Genomic DNA, 24,208 nt, shown 5'->3' on the forward strand with positions numbered 1-24,208 from the left:
GATCACGATTGCGGCGCGCGGCATTCGGCGCCATACACGTTGGTCGCGCCGAACAGCACCTGCGAGCCGCAGCGCGATGCGAACATCAGGTTTTCGTGATGACCGACCTCCACGACTTCATACGCGTCGTGGTTCAGCCCCAGCGCGCCACCACCGCTCGCGCCCAGCCGGTTCGCGAGATACCGTTCGTAGCGCAGATACAGGCGGCCGCGTTCGAGCCGTGTGTGTCCTTCGGCTTCCGCGCCGCAGTGGCGATCGAGTTCGCTGTGATGCGGGTTGTCGTCGGCGGTGCCGAGCAGATAGGTGATCTTGCGCGCAGCGTAGCGGCGGAACAGGTCGACGCCATCGTGGCCCGCGCCGTACGGCACGATATTCTGCATTCCGTAGCGATAATCGTCGTAGCTCACGCATTGCATATGAGCCGGCACGGCGAACGTATTACCTTCCGGGCGCTCGTTCGTGAAGTACAGATACGACGACGGATTCGCGACCACGTAATGCACGTCGATGCCTTCGCCGCGCAGCGTTTCGTCGAGATCGTTCAGCGCCGCGTAGCGCTGCACGAGCTGCGCGCCGGCCGAATGCCCCGCGATGATCAAGCGTTTCAGCGCGGGCGTGCGGGTGCGGTCGGTCAGTTGCCGCAGCAGGTCGTCGTACACCTGCATCGAGCTGACGTGGGTCGGATCGATCGACGCTGCGCCTTCGGCCCAGTTCGTTTCGCCGCCCGACTTCCACATCGGCAGATCGGCGCCGAAACCTTTTGCGCTGTCCTGCAGTGCGGGGAAATCCGGCGCCACCAGCAGCACCTTGTTCGGATCGGCATGGACCGCGCGCATCGTCGAGTCGCTCGCCGCAAAGTACGCGTCGCCATCGCGGTTGATGCCGTGCTGGACGATCACGATCTGCTCGATGCTGCTCAGGTCGCCATCGAGCGGACGATTCGCGTACACCGGAAAGTCGTATGAAACGCCGCCATGCGACAGATGCACGCGCTGCCACGTCTGCGCTGCACCGGTGGCGGCTTCCTGCATGTCCTCGTCGTCGGGAGCCGGGCTGTGATGCGTGATCGCGCAGCCCGCGGCGAACGTCAGCAGCGCACTCGCGGCCACAGCGCACGCGCCGCGTGCGAGACGGGTCATCAACACGGAACGTTCGTCGGTTCTCATGAGTTAGTGTGACGCGACGGAAGGGTCAGCATCGATCATCGCCGATCAACCTTTCACCGCGCTTCTGGCGTGCCGCGCGCGCAACATCGCTGCACACGCACCGTTCACGCTGCGCCCGCATCCGCGCCGCGCGACCACGCGGCCACGAATACGCTACACAGCGCTTCCATGCCCTTCGCGTCGTCATCGTCGAAGCGTGCGACGAGCGGGCTGTCGACATCCCACACGCCGATCAGGCTGCCATCGTCCGCGATCAAAGGTACGACGATTTCCGACTGCGAAGCCGCGTCGCACGCGATGTGGCCGGGAAACGCGTGGACGTCGCGCACCACCTGGGTCTCGCGCGTCTGCGCGGCCGTGCCGCACACGCCCTTGCCGAGCGCGATCCGCACGCAGGCAGGCTTGCCCTGGAACGGACCGACCACGAGCTCGCTGCCGTCGAACAGGTAGAAACCGGACCAGTTGAGATCGTTTAGTGAATGGAACACCAGCGCCGAAAAATTGGCCGCGTTGGCGATGCGGTCGGGTTCGTCGGCGAGCAGCGAACGCGCCTGTTCGACGAGTTCCGCGTAGTGCTCGCGCTTCGCGCTACCGGAGAGGTTGGATGGAGCAGCGACAACCTGGAACATGATCGATTTCCGGACCAAAATGAAACTTCTACCGCGTGCAGGCGGCGTCTGCAAGTCCGCCGGCAACGCAACCCGCGGGTGGCGTCACAGGGACACGATACGTTATATTCGCAAATATATAACGCGACCCGCAAGCTTGTCGCGCCGATGATGTGGATGAGGCAGGTATGGAGCTGATAGTCGTCACGATTTTCGCGGTTGGGCTGGGTGTGCTGGCCACGGTGCTGCTGGCCGTCTGCCTGCCCGCGCATGTGCACGAGCGCGCCCGCGAGCACGGCCGTTTCGCGCAACTCGGCGAAGCGCCCGATGAAGCAGACCCCGACGCGCCGCTGCGCATGAGCGCCTACGAAGGCCGCGTCAGGACCCGTCGCGAACGGGCAAAAGCCCGCGCACGCCGCCACGCGGGCGCGGTACGCGACGCGCTGCTGCACCGCCGCCGCGCCCATCGACGCGACCCGCATCGCGATTTCGTCGCCTGACCCCAACACGGCATGGAATAAACTGCCGGGCGCACGCCTTTACTCCTGCATGGACGTCGTCGCTGCACCGTAGCGCGCGGTCGCTCGAGGTTGCAAACCCGCCGCTTCGAAGGTTCGCGCTGTAACCGGCGGGCTGTTCGCAGCGAACTACCGGATAGTGCACGGCGGCAGACACCGCGCGAAAGCGCTACCGTATGACGCGCACGTTGGCATGAACCATCGGCCGCCCGCCTGTCCGGCGGGCGCCGCAAGGAGTATTCGGCATGATCCTGTATCTGCTCGCCTGGCTTGGCGGTGTGCTGACGATCGTCAGCCCCTGCATCCTGCCGGTGCTGCCCTTCGTCTTCGCCCGCACCGGGCGTCCGTTCGTGCAAAGCACGCTGCCCCTGCTCGGCGGCATGGCCGCGTCGTTCACCGCGGTGGCCGCACTGGCCGCGGTGGGCGGTGGCTGGGCCGTTGCCGCGAACCAGTACGGCCGCGCCGCCGCGCTCACACTGCTCGCGCTCTTCGGCCTCACGCTGCTGCTACCCGCGCTGTCGGACCGCATGACGCGGCCGCTCGTCGCGCTCGGCGCACGGCTCTCGGAAACCGCGCAGGGCAATGGCAATGGCGGCAGTGACAACCCCGGCTCGAACGTCGTGCCCTCGCTGGTGCTCGGCGTCGCGACGGGCCTCCTGTGGGCGCCGTGCGCGGGCCCGATCCTCGGCCTGATCCTGACCGGCGCCGCGCTGCAGGGCGCGAGCGCGCATACGTCGCTGCTGCTGCTCGCCTACGCGCTCGGCGCCGCGACTTCGCTCGCGCTCGCGCTGCTGGTGGGCGGCAAGGTCTTCGCGACGATGAAGCGCTCGCTCGGCGTCAGCGAATGGGTCAAGCGCGCGCTCGGCGTGGCGGTGCTCGCGGGCGTCGCGACGATCGCGTTCCACCTCGATACAGGCCTCCTCACGCGCGTATCGCTGGCGGGCACCAACCATCTCGAGCAAGGCCTGCTCGACCGCCTGCATCCGCGCAACGCGACGGGTAATACCGGCGGCACGATGGCGGCGAACGACACGCACAATGCTTCGCCGTCGATGATGATGTCCGCGCAGCCCGCGAGCGGTGCGCCCGCCGCGCTGCCGGTGGAAGGCAAGCTGCCGCCGCTCGATGGCGCGGTGCAGTGGTTCAATTCGCCGCCGCTGACCGCGCAGGCGCTGCGCGGTAAGGTCGTGCTGGTCGACTTCTGGACTTACTCATGCATCAACTGCCTGCGCACGCTGCCCTACGTGAAGGCATGGGCGGACAAGTACCGCGATGCGGGGCTGGTGGTGATCGGCGTGCACGCGCCGGAGTTCGCGTTCGAAAAGGACCTCGGCAACGTGCAGCGCGCGATCAAGGACCTGAAGGTCGACTACCCGGTCGCGGTCGACAACAACTATGCGATCTGGCGCGGCTTCAACAACGAGTACTGGCCGGCGCATTACTTCATCGACGCGAACGGCAACATCCGCGCGCATCACTTCGGCGAAGGCGATTACGACGGCTCGGAACGCGTGATCCAGCAACTGCTGAAGGAAGCCGGCAAGACCAACGTGCCGGGCGGCATCGTGCAGGTGGCGGGCACGGGTGCGGAGGCCGCGCCCGAAATGAACGAGGTTCAGTCGCCGGAGACCTACGTCGGCTACGAGCGCGCGCACAACTTCGCGTCGCCGGGCACGCCGGAGCTCGACAAGCCGCACACGTATTCGTCGGCGACGAAGCTCGATCTGAACCAGTGGGCGCTGGACGGCCGCTGGACGCTCGGCGGCGAGCACACGGATCTCGATCAGGCCGGCGGTGCAATCGCGTTCCGCTTCCATGCGCGCGACCTGCACCTCGTGATGGGTCCGTCACCCGACGGCAAGCCGGTGCGCTTCCGCGTGACCATCGACGGCAAGGCGCCGCAGGACAATCACGGCATGGACACGGATGCCAATGGCAACGGCACGGTGACGAACCAGCGGCTGTATCAGTTGATCCGCCAGAGCGGCACGGTCACGGATCACACGTTCGAGATCCGCTTCCTCGATCCGGGTGTAAGGGCGTATTCGTTCACGTTCGGTTGAGCGGTTCGGAATTTTCCTGCCGTTTCTCGGATGTTTATTCTGTGTGTATCGGTTTATCACTAAAGACCCTGGAGGTGGTCCTGCATTAGCCTTTCGTCCTTGAGAGACGATCGGTATAACGAAGTAAAAAGATGAACCGCAATACATTCCGGCTCGTGTACAGCCGGCTGAGAGAGATGTGGGTCGCAGTCGGAGAGACCGCCGCTGCGATGGGGAAGTCGAACTGCGACGTGACGCGCACCGTGCGGGTTGTGTCCGCTGCGCTGCTGACGAGTGCGCCCGCCTGGTGCGGCGCGCAGATCGTGCCCGGTGGCGCGTACGCGCCTTCCGTCACGCAGACCGCGAATGGTCTGCCGCAGGTCAATATCAACCGGCCATCGGGCGCGGGCGTGTCGATGAACACGTATGGCCAGTTCGATGTGTCGAACCGCGGCGCCATCCTCAATAACTCGCCGGTTGTGACGCAGACGCAGCAGGCCGGGTATGTCAACGGGAACCCGAACTTCGGTGCGGGGCAGTCGGCGCGGGTGATCGTCAATCAGGTTCATTCAGCTGCGGCTTCGCAGATCAACGGTTATGTCGAGGTGGCCGGCCCGCGCGCCGAGGTGGTGATCGCCAACGGGTCGGGTATCAGCGTCAATGGTGGCGGTTTCATCAACACGTCACGTGCTGTTCTCACCACCGGGACGCCGAACTTTGCCGCCGATGGCTCGCTGTCAGGCTTCAATGTGACCGGCGGCAACATCACCGTTCAGGGCGCGGGCTTCAATGCGGCAAACGTCGACCAGGTCGATCTGCTGGCGCGCGCCGTGCAGGTCAATGCGGCGATCTACGCCAATCGTCTCAATGTGGTGGCTGGAGCGAACAGTGTCGATCATGACACGCTGAACGCGACGCCAATCGCGGGGGACGGACCGGCGCCTACTCTGGCGATCGATGTCGGTCAGCTGGGCGGGATGTATGCGGGCAAGATATTCCTGGTGTCGAATGAGTATGGCGTTGGAGTTTCGACCAGGGGTGTGCTGGCGGCGCAGGCCGGTGATCTTGTGCTGACCGCGCAGGGCAAGCTGGTGCTGGCTGGACAGACCAGTGCGAGCGGCGATATCAGCGCCAGTGCGCGAGATGGCATCGACAGTAGTGGTACGACATACGCGCAGCAGGACCTCAGCCTCAGTACGTCGGGTGCGCTGACGAACAGCGGGACGCTTGCCGCGCGGCAGGACACGGCGATACGTGCGGACAGTGTTGCTTCGACCGGGACGGTGGGTGCGGGTGTGGATGGCGACGGCGCGATTGGCGCTGCGGGCAACCTGTCCGTGACCGCCAGTGGCACGCTGTCCGCGAATGGGCACAACATGGCCGGTGGCAACGCGACGCTTGCCGGGCAGTCGGTCAACGTCGCGGGTAGCACGACGTCAGCGCGTGGCTCGGTCTCCCTCGATGCAACCGGTGGTGACCTGGACACGTCGGCTGCAAAGGTGACCGCAGGCGGTGCGCTCGACGCGCATGCGGCGGGTGCGGTCCACAATGCGGGCGGCACACTGGCCGGCGATAGCGCGAACGTTAGTGCAGCGTCAATCGACAACACGCGCGGCACGCTCGGCGGCAATGGCAACGTGACCGTCAGCGCGAAGACCTTGACCAACGACGCAGGCGCGAGTCTTGTCGCGGGTGGCCTCGCGACACTCAACATCACACTGACCGTCAGCAATGCCGGTGGCACGCTGTACGGCGGCACAGGCTTCACGCTGAACCAGGCCAGCGCATCGGTGATCAACGACGGCGGCTCGATCCTCGGCGGGATCGATGCATCGCTTTTTGTGGGTTCGCTATCGAATGCCAGTGGCTCGATCCGCGCGAACCGTGACATCAGCGCAGCCGGTTTCCTGACCGGCGACGGCAACGTGATTGCCGGGCGCAATCTCACGCTGAACCTCGCGGGCGACTACACGAACCGCGCCGCGAATACCCTGCACGCCGATGGCGACATGACGCTCAACGTCGCAGGCACGCTGACGAACACGGGTACGCTCGCGGCGAGCGGCGCACTGAACGCCAGCGGCATGAACGTCGTGAACGCGGCAGGCGCGGATATCAACTCGTCCAGCACGACCGTCAACGCAGCACAGACCATCACGAACGCGGGCCGCATCGAAGGCGATACGGTGCGGACGAACAGCACGACGCTCGCGAACACCGGCACGCTGACCGGCAACGACGTGCAGGTCTTTGCCACCGATATCACGAACACGGGTGCCGCAGCCGTCATCGCGGGCGCGCAGTTCGTCGGGCTGTATGCGTCCGGGTCGGTGACGAACGCAGACGGCGCGCTGATCTACAGCGCGGGCAATCTGGAAATTGCAAGAGACAACGCGCGCGACGCAACCGGGCTACTCGCAAACCAGACCGGCATGCTCACCAACAGCGCGGCCAGCATCGAGGCCGATGGCGACATCGATATCGCGGCGCACACAGTCAACAATCTGCGCACCGGGGTCGTAACCGAAGCGGGCACGCCGGAAGTAACGGGCACCGCCACGCTCACGCTGTGGACCGCCGGGCTGGACGACAACGGCGTGTTCGGCAACCTCGGCGCCTATTACAGCGTGCTGTATCCGGAATGGCGGTGGTATGCCGGCGCGCTCGCCACAGCGACCATCGGGGCGCTGATGAAGCCCATCACGGTCACCGTGCCGAAGTCCCAGGTGACCAGCCTCGATGTCACCACACAGTCGTTCTCGCTCACCGAACCGCTGACCGATTCGTACGGGCTGACTATCCTCGAGGCAATGTCGCAGCCGCACACGCGCACCATCACGACGAACCCGACGCAGTACTACCAGAGCATCGCCGACAACGGCGACACGTATTCGATCACCTTCTGGCCAGATTACGACCCGGCGAAGCAGATCCGCCCGGATCAGGTGCAGGTTCGTACGGACCTTGGCAACAGCAATCACGATTACGTCGAGACATCGCGCACCATCACGACCACCACCAGCACTGATCAGCTCGTCAGCGCGGGCACCGACGCAACGATCCAGGCACAGGGCGCGATCCGCATCAATGCGGATGGCGGCAGCATCCATAACCTGTCGTCGACGATGGCGGCTGGCGGGGACCTCGTGCGTCGCGCAGCCGATGGCACTGTGAACGACACCGGCACGGTGCTGCAGCAGAGCGTCATGCAGACGGCGCAGTCGACGTTCGTCTGGCACCAGAAGAGCGGCAGCGACAGCGATACCAGGACGGTCGACGATGGCATCACGCAGGGTACGACGACCGTCGATGCGCTGCCGGCCATCGCATCGTCGAACCAGACCGTGCAAACCGACGCGCAGACCATCACGATCGCGGGCGTGAACCGCCAGGGCCAGACGGTCGATGGATCGGGTGTTGCGGGCAGTGGCACCGCCGGCGGTGCAGCGGGCAACATCGCGAACCTGAAGCTGCCGGTCAATGGGCTGTATTCGTACCGCACTGCACCCGATGCGCCCTATCTCGTCGCCACGGACCCACGATTTACGCAGTATTCGAAGTTCATCAGCAGCGACTACATGCTCGGACTGCTCGGGCTCGATCCGTCGAAGACGATCAAGCGTCTTGGCGATGGCCTGTACGAGGAAACGCTGATCCGCAACCAGGTCACGCAGCTGACCGGGCGCACCTTCCTGGCGGGCTACACCGACAACCTCGCCGAATACACCGCGTTGATGACGAGCGGCGCGGCGTACGCGAGAACGTTTGGCCTCGAGCCTGGCATCGCGCTCACGCCGGACCAGATGCGGCAGCTCACCACCGACATGGTGTGGCTCGTCTCGCAGGACGTCACGCTGCCGGACGGCTCGCATCAGACGGTGCTGGTGCCGCAGCTTTACCTCGCGCAATCCAGTACGGTCGATCTCACGCACAGTGGCGCGTTGGTGGCGGGCAACAGCGTGAACCTGACGGCATCGGGCGATGTGAACAGCAGCGGTCACATCAGCAGCAGCCTCGCGACGACGGTCATCGGCAACAACGTCGTGAACAGCGGCACGATCGGCAGCGGTGGCATCACGGCTGTTGCAGCAGCGCAGGACGTGCGCAACATCGGCGGGCGCATTGGCGGCGCCGATGTCGTCGTGCAGGCCGGGCGCGACATCATCATCGAAACGCGGACCGGCAGCGTATCGAAGTCGTTCGGCGCGGATGGCCTGACGGGTAGCGTTACCGCGACAACGGTCGATGCGGTCGGCGCGATCTCGGCGACGGGTAGCGTAGCGCTCGCGGCGGGCCGTGACGTCAACATCCATGGCGCGACGGTCCAGGCGGGCGGCGACGCGTCCATTGCGGCAGGCCGCGATGTCAACGTCGGCACGGTCGTGCTGACCAGTACACAGGACGTGCAGAGCCACGGCGGACAGGATGGCGGTCACACCGCGATCACACAGAACCTGGGCAGCACGGTCACGACGGGCGGCAACCTCGTCACGGTCTCCGGACGCGATACGACGCTCACCGGCGCGGGCGTGACAGCCGGCGGCAATGCGGCGTTGATCGCTGGACATGACCTGACGGTAACCGCGGCGAAAGACACGCAGCGCCACGACGAGCGCTCGCTCGGCGACAGCCGGGCAAAGCACACGGCGTCGAGCTACGACGAGGCTGTGCGGGGTTCGAGCGTGAATGCGGGCGTTAACGTCACGCTTGCGGCGGGCCAGGGCGGTGCCGGCAATCTCGCTGTGCTCGGCTCGACCGTGACGACGGGTGCTGCGGGCACAGGAGCGGTCAGCCTCGTCTCGACCGGCGACATCACGGTCGGCAGCGTCAGCGAAACGCATGATTCAACCAGCTGGGAGCATACGAACCATTCCGGCTTCATGTCGAAAGACACGTCGACGGACAGCGGCCATTCGCATCAGGTCATTGCGAACGGCTCGACGATATCGGGCGATACGGTCAGCGGCATGGCAGGTCATGACATGACCATCAGCGGTTCGACGGTTGCGGCAACCAACGATGTTTCGCTTGCCGCGGCCAATAACCTGACCGTCACCACCTCGCAGGACAGCAGCAACAGCAGCCACTTCCATCAGGAAGTCACGACCGGTATCGGCAGTTCCGGCGGTATCGGCGTCTCCTACGCCAGGATCGATACGAAGGACACGACACACGACAGCTCAGTCACGAACAACGCGAGCCTGATCGGCAGCACGACTGGCAGCGTAACGCTGTCCGCCGGTGCCGATCTGCATGTGACGGGCAGCGACATCATCGCGGCGCAGAACGTGTCGGGCACGGGCGCGAACGTCGTCATCGACGCAGCCGTCGACACGGCCCACCGCGACGAGACACAGGAAGTCTCAAAGAGCGGACTCACGCTTGCAGTGAAGGCACCGGTGCTCGATGCGATGTCGAACGCGATCGACCAGACGCATGCCGCGAACCACAGCCAGGATGACCGCGCGGCAGCACTGCACGGCATGGCGGCGGCAAGCGGCGCTTTCGACTCCGTCGGCGCGGCGCGCGAGACCGCGGCCGGTCTCGCCCGTGGCGAGAAGCCGTCAGCGAAGATTGAACTCAGCTACGGCAGCAGCCACAGCAGCAACACCTTCGCCGAAGACAGCACGACGAACCGGGGTTCCAGCGTGACGGCGGGCGGCACGGCCGCATTCGTCGCGACGGGCAACGGTACGCCGGGAAGCGGCAACCTCACGATCGCCGGTTCGGACGTGAACGCGAACGACGTGATTCTGGCTGCAGGGAATCAGGTCAATCTCATCAACACGACGGATACGGACACGACCCGCAGCGCGAACCAGTCGCGCAGTGCGAGCGTGGGCGTGTCGTTCGGCACGGATGGCTTCGGCGTGAGTGCATCGATGGCGAAGGCGCATGGTGACGCGAACAGCGACGCGGCGATGCAGAACAGCACGCACATCAACGCGAACGGCACGGCGACGATTCTCTCGGGTGGCGACACGAACATCGTCGGCGCGAACGTCAACGGGCGTCAAGTGAACGCGGATGTCGGCGGGAATCTGAACATCGCGAGCGTGCAGGACACGTTGAACAGCAGCGCGCACCAGGAAAGCGCGGGCGGCGGCTTCAGTATCAGTCAGGGTGGCGGTAGCGCGAGCTTCAGTTCGCAGCATGGCGACGCGAGCGGCAGCTATGCGGGGGTGAATGAACAGGCGGGCATTCACGCCGGTGACGGCGGTTTCAATATCAACGTCAAGGGCAATACGGACCTCAACGGAGCGGTGATCGCGAGCGATGCCGACGCAACGAAGAACAACCTCTCGACGGGCACGCTCAGCTTCTCCGACATACAGAACCAGTCCGTCTATGACGCGCATTCAGGCGGGTTCGGCGGAGGCTTCACGACGGGCAACGGCGGCTCGAACTACGCGACGCACGGCAGCACGTCAGGCACGAACGCGGGTGGTCCCGCGCCCATGCTGGGTCAGAACGACAGCGGCAGCGACAGTGCCATCACGCGTAGCGGCATCAGCGCAGGGTCGATCAACGTGACCGATGGTGCGCATCAGTCGCAGGACGTGGCGACCTTGAACCGCGATATGTCGGATACGAATGGTGCAGTTGCGAAATTGCCCGACGTGAGCAACCTGCTGGACCGTCAGGCCGACATGATGGCGGCGGCCGGCGCCGCGGGTGAAGCGGTGTCGCGGCGCATCGGTGACTTCGCTGCGTTGAAGTACGAGCAGACTCACGATCCGGCATGGGCCGAGGGTGGTGCTGCGCGCGCGGCGATGCAGGCGGCGGGCGCGGCGCTCGTTACTGGTCTCGCGGGCGGTAATGTAATCGGCGGTGCGGCGGGTGCGGGTATCGCGTCGATCGCGGGCGGCAGGCTGAACCAGTTGAGCGGCGCGATTGCTGACTCGGATCCGACCGGTGACGCTGATGTGAACAAGGCGCTTGGGAACATCGTTGCGAACGTCATCGCTACGGGCGCAGGTGCGGTGGTGGGTGGCGATGCGGGGGCGTTCTCAGGGTACAACGTGGATCGGTTTAACCGGCAGTTCGATGCCGACGGCAAGCCGGTGAAGAAGGACCTCGTTGCGCAGGCGTGCGGTGCGGGAGCACAGTGTAGCGATACGACGCTGAATGCGGCAATTCAAGCGCAAGGGGTCGTTGCGCAGCAAGCGCTAGGGGCTATGTCTCCGGATTATGTGTCTATTCAGGGCAACATCTATGTTGCCTCAGGGGGCGTGGTAGTTAATCTGCAAAATGGTGATGTGTTCGGAAGTTGGGCACTTGGAAAGCCAATTCCTACATACTCGTTGAAGCCCGGGATTTCCGTGACATTCGGGAGTATCCTCGGTGGAGGCGGTGCACAAGGCACTAGCTCATACTTGGCTGGTGGTGGCGCTAATGCGTCTACATTCGTACCTGTTCCCGGCTTCCCGGTCATTGGCGCTGGTGGTGGGGTCAGCCATGCGTATGGCGGTCAAACTTCCATAGAGTATGGTCTTAGCTTCCCCCCAGGTACGGCAGTGAATCCAGTTAGTTACGGGTTCCAGTTGAAAAGGTAGAAGGAGCAGCTATGGCTGGGCCATCGTTCAAGCCGGGACAATACGAGAAGCTGAGTAGAGGTCAAAAGACCATTTACTGGGTTGCTATCGTTGTTGGATTTACTCTGATCGCCGGCATCTGGATTTATAAACTTCGTTTGGCGCATTGATACAACAAACCCAGCGTTCGGCTGGGTTTGTTGTATGTGGAATCAATCGGGGAATGGCGTGATGATGTGGAGTGGTTCAATCGGGTGTGATGATGAGCTTGCCGTACTGGACTTGGATTCTCACGCGCTGGCCGGGTGGGAAGCCGGCATCCTCAAGCCACAGGCCGGCGATGCGCAGCCACGGAAAAAACGTGGGCGTTCGCCACGGTCGGCCGGGTTTCGGGATGGGTCGCCAGCGCATGACCTCCTGGACGGTGGCGTGTCGCTCGGGATGAGCGGTCGATGCATTAAGATTGGCATCAGCCATGATCAGTTCCTCCTTTGAACTGGTGGTGGTCAGCGGGCCGTATGGGTTGCCGCCCATGCGGTCCGCGCTTCTACTGCTTCGGATTCCCTCCTTACTGCTGGGTCCGTGCCAGCACCATATCCAGCATCTCGGACACGAAGCGTTGCCGCGCCTTGGGTAGCTGGCTGATCGCCTCGATCTGCTGTTGCAGCTTCGAGGGGGGGCCGCGTTTGCTGTGTCGGTAGACGTTTTGCCCGAGCAGCGCATCGGATGAAAGCCCCAGTGTCCTGGTCAACTCCGGTAGCAGTGAGACAGGCAGGCGCAGGCGGCCGCCTTCGTAGTGCGCGAGAGTTTGCTGGGCAATGCCGAGCTGCTCGGCGAGTTGCTGCTGGGTCAGCTCGTGGGCCCTGCGGGCGCTGGCGATACGCGCGCCGAGTGCCTTGAAAAACTGTTCGTCCTTCGGGTTCATGGCCGGCTTCAGCGTTGAGAGTCCAGCCATGAAGATAACTCCGGTTTACGAGTACACAAACCATTTTACTCTATTGTAGAGTACTCCGAAATAGAGCTATTTTTACCAAACCCCCTTGACAGGTTTTTAGCCGAAGGGGCACTCGTCGCGAGCCTTGTCGGCAGAGGCGCCACAAGCGCAGCGCGCGGGGTACGGTGGGCGCGGGCATCGCGGCGTAAATGAACCGACGACGAATTTGATCCATCAGGATACGGGCGCCCTTACCCCGCCGTTTCCATTGCACTCACTCCCAAGCGAATACCCCCTGCCAAGCAAAGCCTAACGCGGCGGCACCGTACGCGAAGCCCGCTTGTTCACGTACATCGCGCTATCGGCAATGGCAAGCAACTCGGTAATCGTCGCGCTGCTCTCCGGCGCGAACGACGCCTGACCAACGCTACAGCGCACGTCATAGCCGCGCTGCGCTTCGTGGTTGTAGAGATCGAGATGCTGCTTCAGCCGCTCGACGAGGCGCGCGGTGCCTTCGTCGTCCGCATCGGTCAACAGCGCGACGAATTCGTCGCCGCCAATTCGCCCAACCACATCGCTCTCGCGCAGCGCCGTGCGCAGCACACCCGCAAAGCCGACCAGCGCACGGTCGCCCTCCGCGTGACCGTACACGTCGTTGATCTCCTTGAAGCCGTTCAGATCGAAGAACAGCAGCGACGCACGACGACCCAGCCGCTTGCACATGTTGAGCGCATGCTGCGCGAGCACTTCGAAGCCACGGCGATTCGACAGGCCCGTGAGTTCGTCCGTGGTAGCAAGCTGCACCGCGGCGAGCTCCTGCTCCGCCATGCGGCCGATATCGCGCAGCAGCCCCTGTTCGACGACATCCAGCGCGCGCGGCTTCGAATCGATCAGACAGAACGTGCCGAGCCGGTTTGCGCCGCTCACCACGAGCGGGCAGCCCGCATAGAAACGGATATTCGGGTCGCCGGTGACGAGTGGGTTGTCATGGAAACGCGTGTCACTGCTCGCGTCGTCGACGAGCAGCAGGTCGTCGGTGAGAATTGCGTGACCGCAGAACGAGATGTCGCGCGAGGTTTCGCTGACGTCGAGCCCTTCGCGCGACTTGAACCACTGGCGGTCGGCGTCGACCAGCGTCACCAGCGCGATCGGCACATCGAACAGCCGTTTCGCGAGTCGCGTGAGGCGATCGAAGCGTTCTTCCGGCGACGTGTCGAGAATGCTCAGCGCACGTAGCGTGGCGAGCCGTTGTTCCTCGTTGGCGGGTTTGGCAGGAGCTTGCATCCGGGTTCCGTGGGTCCGGCGGAGACCGTGGCTCCGCCCTTGTTGTCGGCAGAATCTGCGCGCATCGTCACGCTACCTGTCCAGTCATTTTATCGGAAGAAACTACGCGTTGTATCAAGTGTCGATACAGCGCAGACTGAGGAACGGCGCGACGCAACGGGCGCCGATGCGGCACATGGATTGCTATCGCTAGCCGGCACCGAACCACTCCCGGAATTCCCAATGCCCAACGTCATCCCGATCTCCGAAGGTTCGCCCTTTCCGCTCGGCGCCACGTGGGACGGCGAAGGCGTCAACTTCGCGCTGTTCTCCGCGAACGCAACCAAGGTCGAGCTGTGCCTGTTCGACGACAAGGGCGAACGCGAACTAGACCGGATCGCGCTGCCCGAATTCACCGACGAGGTGTGGCACGTCTATATTCCCGGCATGCGACCGGGCGCGGTTTATGGCTACCGCGTGCACGGCCCCTACGAGCCCGAAGCCGGTCATCGCTTCAACGCGAACAAGCTGCTGCTGGATCCGTATGCGAAGGCGCACGTCGGCACGCTGAAATGGGACCCTGCGGTATTCGGCTACACGCTGAACGCGGAAGGCGACGACCTCACGTTCGACGAACGCGACAGCGCGCCGTTCATGCCGAAATGCGCGGTGGTCGACCAGAGCTTCACATGGACGCACGCCACACGCGTGCGCGTGCCGTGGGACCGCACGATCTTCTACGAGACGCACGTGCGCGGTTATACGAAGCGGCACCCGGCCGTGCCCGAGAAGCTGCGCGGCACCTTCGAAGGGCTCGGCCAGCAGGCGGTGGTCGATCACATCAAGGCGCTCGGCGTAACGTCGATCGAACTGCTGCCCATCCATGCGTTCGTCAACGACAGCTATCTGCTCGACAAAGGCCTCACGAACTACTGGGGCTACAACACGATCGGCTTCTTCGCGGCGGACCCGCGCTTCTTCGCGCGCAGCTCGGGCGCCGTCGACGAATTCAAGCAGATGATCGACCGCTTCCACGAAGCGGACATCGAGGTGATTCTCGACGTGGTCTACAACCACACGGCCGAAGGCAACGAGCGCGGCCCCACGCTGTCGTTTCGCGGCATCGACAACGCGTCGTACTACCGCCTGATGCCGGACCAGCCGCGCTACTACATCAACGATACCGGCACCGGCAATACGCTGAACCTGTCGCATCCGCGCGTGCTGCAGATGGTCACCGACAGCCTGCGCTACTGGGTGACCGAGATGAATGTGGACGGCTTCCGCTTCGATCTCGCGACGATCCTCGGCCGCGAGCCGTATGGTTTCGACGAAGGCGGCGGCTTTCTCGACAGCTGCCGGCAGGACCCGGTGCTCTCCAGCGTGAAGCTGATCGCGGAACCGTGGGACTGCGGCCCCGGCGGCTACCAGGTAGGCGGCTTTCCGCCGGGCTGGGCCGAATGGAACGACCGCTTTCGCGACACCGTGCGAGCATTCTGGAAAGGCGACGACGGCACCGCCGCCGAACTCGCGACACGCATCACCGGCTCCGGCGACAAGTTCAACCATCGCGGCCGGCGCCCGTATGCGAGCGTCAATTTCGTGACCGCGCACGACGGCTTCACGCTGCACGATCTGGTGTCGTACAACGACAAGCATAACGAAGCCAATGGCGAAGAGAACCGCGACGGCCACTCGGACAACAAGTCGTGGAACTGCGGCGAAGAAGGCCCAACCGAAGACACCGAAATCCGCGCACTGCGCGAGCGTCAGAAGCGCAACCTGCTCGCGACGATGCTGTTTTCTCAGGGCACGCCGATGATCGTCGCGGGCGACGAGTTCGGCCGCACGCAGCAGGGCAACAACAACGCGTACTGCCAGGACAACGACATCAGCTGGGTGGACTGGGACGGCATCGACGACGACGGCCGCGCGCTGACCGACTTCGTGATCAAGCTGACCACGTTGCGCCACACGCTGCCGGTGCTGCGCCGCGCGCGCTTCTTGACGGGTGTGTACGACGAAGAGCTGCAGCTATCGGAAGTGAAGTGGATCAGCCCGGTAGGCACCGAGCTAACCCAGGAGCAGTGGGAAGACCCGGCGATGCGCTGCTTCGGGCTTATCATCGACGGCCGCGCGCAGACCAGCGGCATTCGTCGTCCGGCATCCGACGCGACGCTGCTGCTGGTGGTCAACGCGTATCACGACGTGGTGGATTTCACGCTGCCGGAGATACCCGGCAGCGATCAATGGAGTTGCCTGATCGACACGAACGCGCCGATCCGCGAAGAACTGCCCGACTTCGAATCGGGCGACGTGTATCAGGTGACGGGGCGCTCGCTGCTGCTGTTCGCGCTGCACGCGAAGGGCCAGACGCAAAGCATCTTCCGGCGGCTGGAAAAGCAGCTCACCGAGGAGAGCGGCGCGTCCTGAGTTCAATCCTTCATCAGCCCTTCGTCGCGCCAAACGTCAGACCCGCGACGAAGTGCTTCTGCATCGCGAAGAACATCGCGACCGACGGCAGCGCCGCGAGTATCGACCCCGCCGACACGAGATTCCACGCTGTCGTCCACTGGCCTTTCAGCGCGGCCACACCGACGGTGATCGGCGCGGCGTCGTCGCCTTGCGTCAGACACAGCGCCCAGAAGTAGTCGTTCCACACGAACGTGAACACGAGAATCGCGAGCGCCGCGAGCGCGGGGCGAATCAGCGGCAGCACGATCCGGAAGAACACGGTCCACTCGTTCGCGCCTTCTATTCGCGCGGCCTCCACCAGTTCGAACGGCAACTGCTTGATGAAGTTGCGCAGAAACAGCGCGCAAAAACCGGTCTGAAACGACAGGTGGAACAGGATCAGGCCGCCCACCGTGTTGTACAGGCCGAGCTTCAGCGACAGGTCGCGCACCGGAATCATCAGCACCTGGATCGGCACGAAGTTGCCCGCCACGAACGTGGCGAACAGCGCGGAGTTGCCCGGAAAGCGGTAGATCGCGAGCGCGAAGCCCGCCATTGCCGCGAGCGCAATCGAACCCGCCACCGCCGGCAGCGTGATCTGCACGCTGTTCCAGAAGTAATGCAGCATCGGCGACGTGGTCAACGCATCGCGGTAGTTCGCGATCAGCGTGATGTGCTTCGGCCAGCCCCAGTAGTTGCCTTCCATCAGCTCTTCGGTCGAACGCACCGACGTTACCAGCACCGCGATCATCGGCAGCAGCCAGATCAACAGCGCAACGGGCAGCGACAGCTTGTACAGCCTGCGCGGCATGGGCTTCCATTTGTCGACCGGAATCGGAAACATGATCGGCTCCTCGATGCGTGTTCAGTGCTCGTCGCTCAGCAGACGGCGCAGGTGATAGACGATGTACAGCAGCATGATCGCGAACAGCACCACGGCAATCGCGGCCGAATAGCCGAGCCGGTAGTACTTGATCGCCTGGTCGTACATGTAATAGGCAAGCACCGTCGAGCTTTCGAACGGACCGCCGCCCGTCATCACCGAAATCAGGTCGAAGCTGCGCAGCGCGCCGATCACCGTCACGACCACCGCCATGAACGTGGTGGGACGCAGTTGCGGCAGGATCACGTGCCACAGCAGGGCCCAGCCCCGCGCGCCTTCCATGCGCGCGGCTTCGATCTGCTCGCTGTTGAGCGTCGTGAGGCCGGTCAGGTACAGGATCATGCAGTACGCGGTCTGCGGCCACAGCGCCGCGAAGATGATGCCCAGCGTCGCGTAGTGCGCATCGCCGAGCACCGGAATGCCATGCCCGACGATCAGCTTCAAGAGCCCGAAGGTCGGATCGTAGAACCACGAAAAGATCAGGCCGACCACCACGCCCGACAGCACGAACGGCGCGAAGAACAGCGACTTCACGATGCGGATGCCCGCCACCGCCTGGTTCAGATACAGCGCGATCGCAAGGCCCATCGGCGGCGCGAGCAGGAACAGCACGAGCCAGATCACGTTGTTCTTCAGCGCGGTGTAGAAGGCCTGCGCATGGAACAGTTCGATGTAGTTCGCGAGACCGACGAAACTCGCGTCGGACATGCCGTCCCAGCTGTAGAAGCTCAGGCGGATCGTCGACAGGATCGGCCAGACCACGTAGATCGCGACCATCACGCACGCGGGCGCGAGAAACAGGAACGCGGCGCGGCGCTGACGGCGCGCGGTAGGCGACACGCGGCGGCGCGGCCGCCCGCCCGGGCTCGCGGCGCGTGGCGTATTCGACATGCCGCCGCCGCCCGCGGGTCCGGCGCCGGAATGCGCGGAACCGTCGGCGCGATGAGTGACGGAGTGAGACACGGCAAACCTCCTCTTCGGACTGCGCGAGGACACGCGGCGATAATGCGCCGCGCGCCCTCGCTTTACGCGTGCTGCGATGCTTACTTCTTGTAGATGCGCTTACGCGTCTCTTCGAGCTGCGCGAGGATCGAATCGATCTTGGTCGGATCGGACACGAACTGCTGCATGCCCTTCATCCCTTCGTCAGCCATTTCCTTCGTCATGTCGCGATCGTAGAACTGCGCGATGCCGCCCTTCGTGTTCGACAGGATCTGGAAGCCGATCTTCGAGATCGGATCTTCCGGTTCCGGCGACTTGCTGTTCGCCGGCAGCGAGCCGAGACCCTTCGCGAGCTGGTCGCTGATGTCCGGCGTTTCCGCGAACGCGAGGAACGCATGCGCGTCGGCCTTGTTCTTCGCCTTCGCCGGAATGTGCAGCGACTCGACCGGACCGTCTTCCGCCGTCGGCACGTTGGAATCGATGATCGGGAACTGGAAGTAGCCCATCTCATCCTTCACGTTCGGCGGGAAGCCGCCCGTGATGAACGTGCCCATCAGCATCATCGCGGCCTTGCCCTGGAACAGGAACGGCTGCGCGGCGTCCAGATCGTACGACAGCGAGTTGTCGATGAAGTAGCCCGCGTCGATCAGTTGCTTCCACGTCGTGTAGACCTTCTTCACGCGCGCGTCGGTGTACGGCACTTCGCCCGCCATCAGCTTCTGGTGGAACGCGTTGCCGTTCAGGCGCAGGTCGAGATAGTCGAACCAGCCGGCGAGCGTCCATGCGTCGCGGCCAGCCACGGCGATCGGCGTGATGCCGGCGGCCTTCAGCTTCTTGCAGTCGTCGAGGAAGTCGTTCCACGTCTTCGGCTCAGCCGCGATGCCGACCTTCTGGAACAGGTCCTTGCGATAGAACATGCCCCACGAGTAGTACACGGTTGGCGCAGCATATTGCTTGCCCTTGTACGACGACGCTTCCTTCGTCGACGCGTACATGCTGTCCCAGTTGTTCTTCTTCCAGTCCGGCGTCAGGTCTTCGAACAGGCCGCGCTGCGCGTAGTAGGCCATGCGCTCGCCGTCGTGCCAGTTCACGATGTCGGGCGGCGCGGTGGTCAGCCAGCCCGGCAGCTGCACCTTGTACGCTTCCTCGTCGACGAACGACACCTTCACGTCGGTGCCCGGGTGCGCTTTCTTGAATTCGTCGATCACCTGCGTCCAGACCGCGCGCTGGCTTGCGCCCTTGAACGCGATGTTCACTTCGAGCGTGCCGGCCTGCGCGGTGGTCGCGACGGATGCCGCGAGCGAAGCCGCAGCGAGCGTCACGGCAACGAGCATCTTGCGTGGTTTGAGTGTCATGCCTGTCTCCTGGGTTCTACGTCGTTGTCAGTGCTGCTTCGGGTTGGAACTGCCGGCGCGGTGTTCAGTGCGCGGCCGTCCGGTAAGCGGCGACGCCCTGCGCTTCGATCTCTCGCGAACCGAATACGAGTGCGTCGTCGGGAATGTCCGCGGCTAGCGTATACGTCTGCGGACCGTAGTTGAACACCCACGTGAGGCCGCCGCGTCGACTGACCCGCACCGCATCGCCGAGCAGCGACGGTTCGAGGCCGGCTTCGCGCGCGACATCGGCAAACAGCGCCGCCGTCGACGCATCGTCGAACAGGCTCGCGAGGTAGTGCATCGCGCCATGCTTCACGTACGCGGGATGACCGTCCGCGAAGCTTGCGCGGACTTCGAGCGCGGCAGCATCGTCGGCGGCGGCGTCGAGGTCGAGCAGATCGCGCCAGTGGCGCGAGTAGCCTTGTCTCGGCCAATGGCCATCAGCTTGCGCCGCGAACGTGACAGGCTCCTGCAGGTTCGGCCGCAGCGATTCGACGCGCCACACGCGCACCGGCATCACCGAAGCGAGCGAGCCCGGCGGCAGGTTCGCGGGAATCTGCAGATCCGCCGTCTTCGAGCCCGAGCGCGGCCCGAGGATCACCTGCGCGCCCGATTGCGCGAGACGCGCGGCGAAATCGTCCGGCACGACCGGCAGCGGCGGCACGACGATCAGCTGGTAGCCGTCGAGCGGCGCATGCACCGGCACGATGTCGACATCGAAGCCGAGCGAGCGCAGCGCCGAGTAATACTCGACGGCAAAGCGCGGATAGTGGAAGTCGGCGCCCTGCGGATGCACTTCGAACAGCCACTTCGCTTCGTAGTCGAATACGAGCGCGACGGGCGTCTTCACCGCATCGTTCGCATGCGGATCGGCGGCGAGCACCGCGCGGATTTCCTCGGCCACCTGCGCCGCTTCACCACCGCCGATGTCGAGCCGGTTGTCCGGCGTGTTGAGGCCCGCGTGCATCTGCTCCTGCGCGAACGGCGCCTGGCGCCAGCGGAAGTACGACACGCAGCCCGCGCCATGCGCGAACGCTTCCCAGCTCCACAGCCGCACCATGCCCGGCAGCGGCGCCGGGTTCCAGTGCGCCCAGTTAACCGGGCCAGGCTGCTGCTCCATCACCCAGAACGGCAGCTTCGACATGCCGCGATACACGTCGTGATTGAACGACGCGAAATCCGGGTGCCCCGTGCGCAGGAAACGCTGCTTGATCTCGGGCGCGTACCACTGCTCTTCGAGCGCGCCGATCGGATAGCTGTCCCACGACGCGACGTCGAGATCGGCCGCCACCTTGTAGTGGTCGAACTCGGTGAAGAGCTGCATGAAGTTGTGCGCGATCGGGCGGCCCGGCGAATGCGCGCGGATGATGTCGACCTGCATGCGGTTGTAGCGCTGCACTTCGTCGGAAGCAAAGCGCCGGTAGTCGAGCCGGTGCGACGGATGCGCTTCGGTCACGGTGCCGATCGGCGCATCGATCTCGTCGAAGCTGCGGTACTCCATGCTCCAGAACACCGTGCCCCATGCGATGTTCAGCGCGTTGATGCTGCCGTAGCGCGCCTTCAGCCATTCGCGGAAACGCTTCACCGCGGCGGGCGAGTAGCTGACCACCGTCTGGTGGCAGCCGTATTCATTATCGGTTTGCCAGAACGCGACGGCCGGATGCTGGCCATAGCGCGACGCGACCGCTTCGCAGATTTTCTTCGACGCTTCGTAGTACGACGGCGACGAGAAATCGTAATGACGGCGCGAGCCGAACGCGCGCGGGCGTCCATCGGCGCCCACCGGCAGGATGTCCGGATGACGGTCGATCAGCCACTTCGGCGGCGTCGCGGTCGGCGTGCACATCACCACTTTCAGGCCCGCGTTGCCGAGCGTATCGATCGCGCGATCGAGCCAGCCCCAGTCGTATTCGCCCGGCGACGGCTCCATGCGGCTCCACGCGAATTCCGCGATCCGCACCTGTTCGATGCCGAGCGACTTCATCCGCTCGGCGTCGTCTTTCCACATGGCTTCGGGCCAGTGCTCCGGGTAGTAGCAGACTCCTAGACGCATTCCGATGTTCTCCTGGCGGTGACGTGCGCCGTCACACGTGTTGTTCGATGGTGTCGAGCGGCGCGACGGCGAAGCCGTCCTCCGCGAACAGATGGCACGCCGACGCCGGCGCGCGGAAATGCGCGGTGTCGCCGCGCGCGAGACGTGCGTCGCCCGGCGCCTTCGCAATCAGCACCGCGCCGCCCGGTTGATCCAGATGCACATAGCTGTGCTCGCCGAGCGCCTCGACGAGCGTCACGGTGCGCGCGAGCGTCAGCGCGGTCGTCTCGGTGTGATGGGTCGGGCTGGCATCGACGGGTTCGAGATGCTCGGGACGCACCCCAAACGTCACCGATGCGCCGACGGCAAGCTTGCCGCCCTGCACCGGCAACCGCACGACTTCATTGAGGCCGGTCAGCGTGACCGTGACGCCGTCCGCCTCGATTGCCGTGACGGTGGCGGGCAGGAAGTTCATCCGCGGCGAGCCGATAAAGCCCGCGACGAATTTCGAGCGCGGCCGGTGATAGAGTTCGAGCGGCGCGCCAACCTGCGCGATGCTGCCGTATCGTTCGGTGTCCTTGCCGGCGTGCAGCAGCACGATCTTGTCGGCAAGCGTCATCGCCTCGATCTGGTCGTGCGTCACGTAGACCACGCTCGCATCGGCGAACTGCCGGTGCAGCCGCGCGATCTCGATGCGGGTCTGGCCGCGCAGCGTGGCGTCGAGGTTGGAGAGCGGCTCGTCGAACAGGAACACGCCCGGTTCGCGCACGATCGCGCGGCCAATCGCGACACGCTGCCGCTGACCGCCCGACAACGCCTTCGGATGGCGGTCGAGCAGCGCTTCGAGCTGAAGAATGCGCGCGGCTTCGCGCACCTTGCGGTCGATCTCGGCTTTCGGCGTCTTCGCGAGCTTCAGGCCGAAGGCCATGTTCTCGTAGACCGTCATGTGCGGGAACAGCGCGTAGCTCTGGAACACCATTGCGACGCCGCGCTGCGCGGCGGGCACGTCGTTGACGAGCTTGCCGCCGATCGACACGTCGCCGTCGGTCACGTCCTCGAGGCCCGCGATCATCCGCAGCAAGGTCGACTTGCCGCAGCCCGACGGGCCGAGAAACACACAGAACTCGTTCTTGCCGATTTCCAGATCGACGTCGCGAATCACCGGCGCGTTGTCGCCGTATGCCTTCTGAACGCCGCTTAACGAAATGCTCGCCATCGTCCCGCCTCCATGTTCTAATCAGCACGAAGCGGAGATTAAGCGCTTAATCAGTCACCCGGAAAAAATCGATCGCGGCGCGATCGTGGGTGTCTGTGTCTCCGATAATCGTTCTGAATATGTGGCCAATGGTGCCGTGCCGGGCGCGATCACGCAAATGCTGAACTAGCAGCCCATATATTGAGATAGAAAATGACGACGCTCAACGAAGTCGCCCGCCATGCCGGCGTGACGTCCGCCACCGTTTCGAACGTGCTGCGCAACCGCGGCCGCGTGGGCGAGGCGACCCGCCAGCGGGTGCTGGACGCGATCGCCGCACTCGGCTACCGGCCGCATCTGCCGGCGCGCGCGCTCGCCGAGGGCCGCGCGCCGACCATCGCGCTGATGGTGTCGAGCATCGCGAACCCGTTCTATCCGGAGTTCGCGCTCGCGGTCGAAACGGCGCTCCGGCGCAGCGGCCAGTTCCTGATCATCTGCAATACCGACGGCGATCCGCAGACCGGCCGCGCGTACCTCGACCAGATTGCCGGCTCGCTGTCCGCCGGCGTGCTGGTGATGAACGCGAACCTCGACTTCGCCGATCTGCATATGACCGAGCTGCGCGGCGCGCCGGTCGTGCTGTGCATGTGGGAACGGCCGCTGGATCCGCCGGGCCTGCCGTGCGTCGCGGTGGATTTCCGGCTTGCGGGCGAACTGGCCGCGCGGCATCTGCTGGAGCTTGGGCACCGGAAGATCGGCGCGATCGTCGGCAGCAAGGTGTCGGGCATTCACGCGGCGCGCTACGACGGCTTCGTCGCCGCGATGCAGGCGGCTGGAATCGATGGCGCCGCGGCGCCGGTCCTGTATGCGCCGGATACGACGCAGGGCGGCTACGCGGCCGCGCTGGAACTGCTGAAAAAGCATCCGGAACTCACCGCGCTCTACGCGACCAACGACCTGCCCGCGCTCGGCGCAATGCAGGCCGCTGCAGATCTCGGGCTCGAGGTGCCGCGGCAACTATCGGTGGTCGGCATCACCGACATTCAGCTCGCGCGCGAATCGAGGCCCGCGTTGACTACGGTGGCGGTGCCGACTGTCGAAGCGGCCGAACTCGCGGTGGACCTGCTGCGCGAGCTGATCGATGCGCCTGCATCGACCGCGACCGCGACAGGCCATGGCGCGAACGCACCGCGCGTGTGTGTGACGTCGGCGCCGCGGCTGGTGGTGCGGGCTTCCACCGCGCCGCCGAGAGTTTGAGCG

At 64.6% G+C, this 24,208-nt stretch carries 16 protein-coding genes; 6 read left to right on the plus strand and 10 right to left on the minus strand.

Annotation, left to right across the window (positions count from 1 at the left end; all coding sequences use genetic code 11):
- Positions 1 to 2: 2 nt before the first annotated feature.
- Both DVS29_RS00690 and DVS29_RS00695 read right to left on the minus strand, forming a co-directional pair.
- Positions 3 to 1,139 carry an alpha/beta hydrolase family protein gene (locus DVS29_RS00690; protein WP_240655408.1) on the minus strand — a complete coding sequence of 379 codons (1,137 nt, stop codon included), beginning with the start codon at positions 1,137 to 1,139 and terminating at the stop codon, positions 3 to 5.
- Between the two features lie 131 nt (positions 1,140 to 1,270).
- On the minus strand, positions 1,271 to 1,795 hold the full coding sequence (locus DVS29_RS00695; protein ID WP_118178500.1) for a GAF domain-containing protein: 525 nt from the start codon (positions 1,793 to 1,795) through the stop codon (positions 1,271 to 1,273).
- 167 nt (positions 1,796 to 1,962) lie between these two features.
- On the opposite strand from DVS29_RS00695, the gene DVS29_RS00700 reads away from it, so the two are divergent.
- The 3 genes from DVS29_RS00700 to DVS29_RS00710 all read left to right on the plus strand — a co-directional run bounded on the left by DVS29_RS00700 (position 1,963) and on the right by DVS29_RS00710 (position 11,890).
- Complete coding sequence (locus tag DVS29_RS00700; RefSeq protein ID WP_118178501.1) at positions 1,963 to 2,274, plus strand: hypothetical protein; 312 nt, start codon at positions 1,963 to 1,965, stop codon at positions 2,272 to 2,274.
- A 263-nt stretch (positions 2,275 to 2,537) separates the two neighbouring features.
- Entirely contained in the window at positions 2,538 to 4,355 is a 1,818-nt protein-coding gene (locus tag DVS29_RS00705; RefSeq protein ID WP_118178502.1) for a redoxin family protein, read from the plus strand.
- 131 nt (positions 4,356 to 4,486) lie between these two features.
- Entirely contained in the window at positions 4,487 to 11,890 is a 7,404-nt protein-coding gene (locus tag DVS29_RS00710) for a hemagglutinin repeat-containing protein (protein ID WP_118178503.1), read from the plus strand.
- Between the two features lie 225 nt (positions 11,891 to 12,115).
- On the opposite strand, the gene DVS29_RS00715 is transcribed toward DVS29_RS00710, so the two are convergent.
- The 3 genes from DVS29_RS00715 to DVS29_RS00725 all read right to left on the minus strand — a co-directional run bounded on the left by DVS29_RS00715 (position 12,116) and on the right by DVS29_RS00725 (position 14,087).
- A complete protein-coding gene (locus tag DVS29_RS00715) occupies positions 12,116 to 12,403 on the minus strand; it encodes a SymE family type I addiction module toxin (RefSeq protein WP_240655409.1) in 288 nt (95 codons plus the stop codon).
- Between the two features lie 34 nt (positions 12,404 to 12,437).
- Complete coding sequence (locus tag DVS29_RS00720) at positions 12,438 to 12,824, minus strand: helix-turn-helix domain-containing protein (RefSeq protein WP_118178504.1); 387 nt, start codon at positions 12,822 to 12,824, stop codon at positions 12,438 to 12,440.
- Positions 12,825 to 13,112: 288 nt separating this feature from the next.
- On the minus strand, positions 13,113 to 14,087 hold the full coding sequence (locus DVS29_RS00725; RefSeq protein WP_118178505.1) for a sensor domain-containing diguanylate cyclase: 975 nt from the start codon (positions 14,085 to 14,087) through the stop codon (positions 13,113 to 13,115).
- A 222-nt stretch (positions 14,088 to 14,309) separates the two neighbouring features.
- Here DVS29_RS00725 and glgX point away from each other — a divergent pair, with 222 nt between their 5' ends.
- Entirely contained in the window at positions 14,310 to 16,499 is a 2,190-nt protein-coding gene (glgX, locus tag DVS29_RS00730; RefSeq protein WP_118178506.1) for a glycogen debranching protein GlgX, read from the plus strand.
- A 13-nt stretch (positions 16,500 to 16,512) separates the two neighbouring features.
- On the opposite strand, the gene DVS29_RS00735 is transcribed toward glgX, so the two are convergent.
- From DVS29_RS00735 to DVS29_RS00755, 5 genes are all read right to left on the minus strand, one after another.
- Complete coding sequence (locus DVS29_RS00735; RefSeq protein ID WP_118178507.1) at positions 16,513 to 17,364, minus strand: carbohydrate ABC transporter permease; 852 nt, start codon at positions 17,362 to 17,364, stop codon at positions 16,513 to 16,515.
- A 21-nt stretch (positions 17,365 to 17,385) separates the two neighbouring features.
- On the minus strand, positions 17,386 to 18,366 hold the full coding sequence (locus DVS29_RS00740; protein WP_420816054.1) for a carbohydrate ABC transporter permease: 981 nt from the start codon (positions 18,364 to 18,366) through the stop codon (positions 17,386 to 17,388).
- Between the two features lie 80 nt (positions 18,367 to 18,446).
- On the minus strand, positions 18,447 to 19,700 hold the full coding sequence (locus DVS29_RS00745) for an ABC transporter substrate-binding protein (protein ID WP_118178508.1): 1,254 nt from the start codon (positions 19,698 to 19,700) through the stop codon (positions 18,447 to 18,449).
- A gap of 64 nt (positions 19,701 to 19,764) precedes the next feature.
- Positions 19,765 to 21,774: a beta-galactosidase gene (locus tag DVS29_RS00750; RefSeq protein WP_118178509.1), complete on the minus strand. Its 2,010-nt coding sequence runs from the start codon at positions 21,772 to 21,774 to the stop codon at positions 19,765 to 19,767.
- Between the two features lie 31 nt (positions 21,775 to 21,805).
- A complete protein-coding gene (locus tag DVS29_RS00755; RefSeq protein ID WP_118178510.1) occupies positions 21,806 to 22,969 on the minus strand; it encodes an ABC transporter ATP-binding protein in 1,164 nt (387 codons plus the stop codon).
- On the opposite strand from DVS29_RS00755, the gene DVS29_RS36785 reads away from it, so the two are divergent.
- A complete protein-coding gene (locus DVS29_RS36785) occupies positions 22,959 to 23,138 on the plus strand; it encodes a hypothetical protein (protein ID WP_124800577.1) in 180 nt (59 codons plus the stop codon). The two genes, DVS29_RS00755 and DVS29_RS36785, sit on opposite strands and share 11 nt — an antisense overlap.
- Before the next feature lie 23 nt (positions 23,139 to 23,161).
- Positions 23,162 to 24,205, plus strand: a complete 1,044-nt coding sequence (locus DVS29_RS00760; RefSeq protein WP_118178511.1) for a LacI family DNA-binding transcriptional regulator — start codon at positions 23,162 to 23,164, stop codon at positions 24,203 to 24,205.
- The last annotated feature ends 3 nt before the right edge of the window (positions 24,206 to 24,208 follow it).

Source organism: Paraburkholderia phosphatilytica, assembly GCF_003443895.1.
Taxonomy (GTDB): domain Bacteria; phylum Pseudomonadota; class Gammaproteobacteria; order Burkholderiales; family Burkholderiaceae; genus Paraburkholderia; species Paraburkholderia phosphatilytica.